Origin of the sequence: Actinoplanes sp. NPDC026623 (assembly GCF_040638275.1) — a bacterium.
In the GTDB taxonomy this organism is placed as follows: Bacteria; Actinomycetota; Actinomycetes; order Mycobacteriales; family Micromonosporaceae; genus Actinoplanes.
The window spans coordinates 1-3,687 of record NZ_JBEZXZ010000369.1 but is presented as its reverse complement, the minus strand read 5'-3'; the positions used below and the strand labels follow the sequence as shown (position 1 = coordinate 3,687).

At 75.4% G+C, this 3,687-nt stretch carries 3 protein-coding genes and 1 pseudogene; 1 reads left to right on the top strand and 3 read right to left on the bottom strand.

Annotation, left to right across the window (positions count from 1 at the left end; all coding sequences use genetic code 11):
- Positions 1 to 182, bottom strand: a pseudogene (locus AB0F10_RS44695) (ABC transporter ATP-binding protein); the annotation flags it as partial.
- Complete coding sequence (locus AB0F10_RS44690; RefSeq protein ID WP_360640562.1) at positions 179 to 1,801, bottom strand: ABC transporter ATP-binding protein; 1,623 nt, start codon at positions 1,799 to 1,801, stop codon at positions 179 to 181. The gene AB0F10_RS44690 and the pseudogene AB0F10_RS44695, both read right to left, overlap by 4 nt.
- A gap of 164 nt (positions 1,802 to 1,965) precedes the next feature.
- Here AB0F10_RS44690 and folP point away from each other — a divergent pair, with 164 nt between their 5' ends.
- Positions 1,966 to 2,847: a dihydropteroate synthase gene (folP, locus tag AB0F10_RS44685; RefSeq protein ID WP_360640559.1), complete on the top strand. Its 882-nt coding sequence runs from the start codon at positions 1,966 to 1,968 to the stop codon at positions 2,845 to 2,847.
- A gap of 3 nt (positions 2,848 to 2,850) precedes the next feature.
- Here folP and AB0F10_RS44680 read toward each other — a convergent pair.
- Positions 2,851 to 3,687, bottom strand: an 837-nt coding sequence (locus tag AB0F10_RS44680; protein ID WP_360640556.1) for an amidoligase family protein, incomplete at its 5' end; no start/stop codon positions are given.

The window sequence follows — 3,687 nt, the reverse complement described above, 5'->3', positions numbered from 1 at the left end:
ATCGCGCTGGCGCCCTCGGTGCTCACCGTCGGCCTTCCGATCCTGGTGGGGGTGCCCAGCCCGGCGATCGCCGCGAGGGCGTTGAGCAGCACCATCAACGCGACCGCGCCCCGGTCGTCGCGGATCAGCCGGAACACGGCCCTCCGCACGTGTGCGCGCCCGGCGACCGGCAGCGCCGTCATCGGCGGGCCGCCTCGGGGACGGCGGCCTCCCCCGCGGCCCGGGTCACCAGCGCCCGGTACCCGGGCTCGGTGTCGAGCAGGGCCCGGTGGGTGCCGGTGGCAGCGAGCCGGCCGCCGACGACGTAGTGCACGATGTCGGCGCGGTCCAGCATGGCCGGGGAGGTGGTCGCGACGAGCGTGGCCCGCCCGGCCCGGGCCGCGGGCAGGCGTTCGGCGATGGCGGCCTCGGTGTGCGCGTCGACGGCGGAGGTCGGCTCGACGGCCAGCAGGATCTCCGGGTCGTGGTAGAGGGCGCGGGCCAGCCGGACCCGCTGGCGCTGGCCGCCGGAGAGGTTGCGGCCCTGCGTGTCGATCACCGACGCCGTCCCGTCCGGCAGGCCGTCCACGATGTCGCAGGCCGCGGCCGCGGCCAGGGCCCGCGCGACGGCGTCGTCGTCCGGCTCGCGGCACCCGGCGACGACCTCGCCGAGCGCCCCGGTGAACAGATAGGCCTCGTTGTCGGCGACCAGGATCCGGTCCCGGACCGCGAGCCCGTCCAGCCGGGTGCCGCCCCAGGTCACCGCGGTCGGCCCGTACCGGCCGAGGCGGTCGACCACGGCGGCGGCGTCCGCGGGGCGGGCGGTGGCCAGCGCGACGAGCCGACCGGGGATGACGACCACGCCGGAGTCGGGGTCGCGCAGCACGGCCGGGCCGTCGGGGCCCTGCCCGGGCGGCGGCGGATCCACCGGCAGCCGCAGGAAGTCGATGACCCGGCGCCCGGACACCAGCGCCCGGCTGACGTCGAACCCGCCCTCGATGAAGAACGCGACAGGCACGACGAGCACCGCCGCGTACCCCCAGACGGCGACGAGCTCGCCCACCGTGATGTCGCCCTTCGCGGCCATCCGGGCGGCCAGCCAGATCACCACGGCGAGGAAGAGGGCGGGCAGCCCGAAGCCGAGCGACTGGATCCAGCTGGTCACCGCGCCGACCCGGTAGCCCTCCTCGGCGACGGCCCGGGAATCGCGCCGGTACCGGCGCGCGTAGCCGTCCTTGCCGCCGAGGCCGTTGAGGACGCGCAGGCCGCCGATGATGTCGACGAGCCGGTCGGCGAGCGCGCCCTGCCGCTCCCGGTAGCAGGCGCCGGCCCGCTGCAGCCGGCCGAGCATCGGCCCGACCACCACGGCGAGCACCGGCACCCCGGCGAGCACCACCACGGCCAGCAGCGGCGAGATCTGCAGCAGCAGCACGGCCACCACCACGTACGCGATCACCGCGCCGAGCCCCGGCCCGGTGACCGTGAGCGCCTGCGCCAGCACCCACACGTCGGCGATGCCGATGGTGACGATCTCGCCGGCGCCGATGCGCCGAGGCAGCGCGGCGCCGAGGCGGGTGGCGTGCGCGATGACCGCCCGGACGGTCCGGAAGCCGCCGTCGAGCCGGATCTTCGTCATGGTGCGGTGCCGCAGGATGGCGAGGATCGCGTTGACCACGCCGACCGCGAACAGCAGCGCGGCCCAGGCGGCGAGCGCGGCCGGGTCCCGCCGCTGCAGGCCGCGGTCGACGGCCTGGGAGAGCAGGTAGGGCGGGAGGGTCAGCCCCACCATCCACAGCGAGCCGAGCAGGACGCCGATGGCGATGCGCCCCTTCTGCCGCCGTACGAGCCACCACAGGTACGGCAACGGGCCGCGCACGTCCGCGACCGGGTGTCCTGCTTCCGTCACGCCTTGCACCATAGAGCAGGTTCGATCATTGGCGGGAGGCCGAATCGAGGGGATCCTGGCCGCCGGGTTAGTCTCCCGGCGTGAGCGACAACGCACCCCCGCTGATCAGCGCCGAACGCGTCATCGGCGGGCGGGCATATGACTTCGCACACCGGGTCGTCGTGATGGCGATCGTCAACCGGACGCCGGACTCGTTCCACGACCGCGGCAGCACCTTCGCTCTCGAGAAGGCCGTCGACGCGGTCCGGGCGGCGGCCGACGCCGGGGCGGACTGGATCGACATCGGTGGCGTGCCGTTCGCGCCCGGGCCGGACGTCTCCCCCGAGGAGGAGCTGCGGCGGGTGCTGCCCGTGGTCGAGGCGGCCCGGGACCTGGCCGTGGTCTCCGTCGACACCTACCGGCCGGAGGTGGCCCGCGAGGTGATCAAGGCGGGCGCCGGGGTCATCAACGACACGTCGGGCCTGCGCGACCCCGCGATGGCCGACGCCGTGGCCGGCACGGACGCGTCCCTGGTGATCACGCACAGCCTGGCCGCGCCGCGCACCCTGCACCCGAGCCCCCGGTACGGCGATGTGACCGCCGAGGTGGGCGACTTCCTGCGCGGGCGGGTCGAGCTGGCCCTGTCCCGCGGCGTGCTGCCGGAGCAGATCATCATCGATCCGGGCCACGACCTGAACAAGAACACGTACCACTCGCTGGAGCTGACCCGGCGGCTGCGGGAGATCACCGAGATCGGCTACCCGACCCTCGCCGCGCTGAGCAACAAGGACTTCATCGGCGAGACGCTGGACCGCCCGCAGCGCGAGCGCCTGGTGGGCACGGTGGCGGCGGTGGTCTTCTGCGTGCTGCAGGGCGCCCGGATCGTCCGGGTGCACGACGTGCGGGCGGCGGTCGACGCGGTCCGGATGACCGAGGCGATGCTGGGCCTGCGCGGCCCCGCGTACGCCCGGCACAACATCTAGTTCCTAGCGTTTGGCGAGGACCGCCGCGGCCAGGCCCAGCAGCGCCTCCGCCGCGGCGCCCGGGTCGGCGGGGGCCGGCGGTATCGGCTCCGGGTCGAGGCAGCGGTCGAGGAGCAGCTCGACGAGGCCGGCCCGGTCGAGGATCTCGCCGGTGTCGATCGCGCCGGGCAGGATCCGGATCTCGATCGTGTCCCGGATCGGGTCGGCGCTGAGCAGCTGGGTCAGGTTGACGTCGAAGAACTTGGTCAGCTCGCCCTCCTCGGCGGCCTCGCGCAGGTCGTCGTACGAGGGGACGCCCGCGACGGCGGCGACCAGCGGCGCCGGCAGCGGGGCGAGGCGGCGGCAGGCCGGGTTGGTGCCCAGCAGCATCCGCAGCGGTTCCCGCCAGTGTGCGAACAGCCGGACGACGTTGGCCAGGGCCGGCGGCCGGCGGAACGGCCCGCCGTCGAGATGCAGGTGGACGGCGGCCTCGAGCGGCACGGTGAAGCCGAGTTCCCGGGCCGGGCCCAGCAGCGCCTCGAGGGCGGCGCCGTGGTCGCCGGTCAGCGGCGGGGTGACGATCTCGCAGGGGCGTTCCCGCTCGCCGCCCTGCGGCACGGCCAGCGCGATCGTCGCGCCGGCCGCGTCGTCCAGCCGGTGGACGTCGCCGATCCGCTGCACCGTGCTGCCCCACAGCCGTGCCGCCGCGTCGAGCGCCGTCGCCACGTCGCCGCCGGGGTCGCTCTGCGCCTCGAGCAGGCGCAGCAGCCGCGGTTCGTCGCTGAGGATCCGGAACCAGCCCGGCGGCGCGGCGGCCCGGCGGTCGAGCCCGGCGATCAGGGTGTTGTGGTGGTCGAGCGT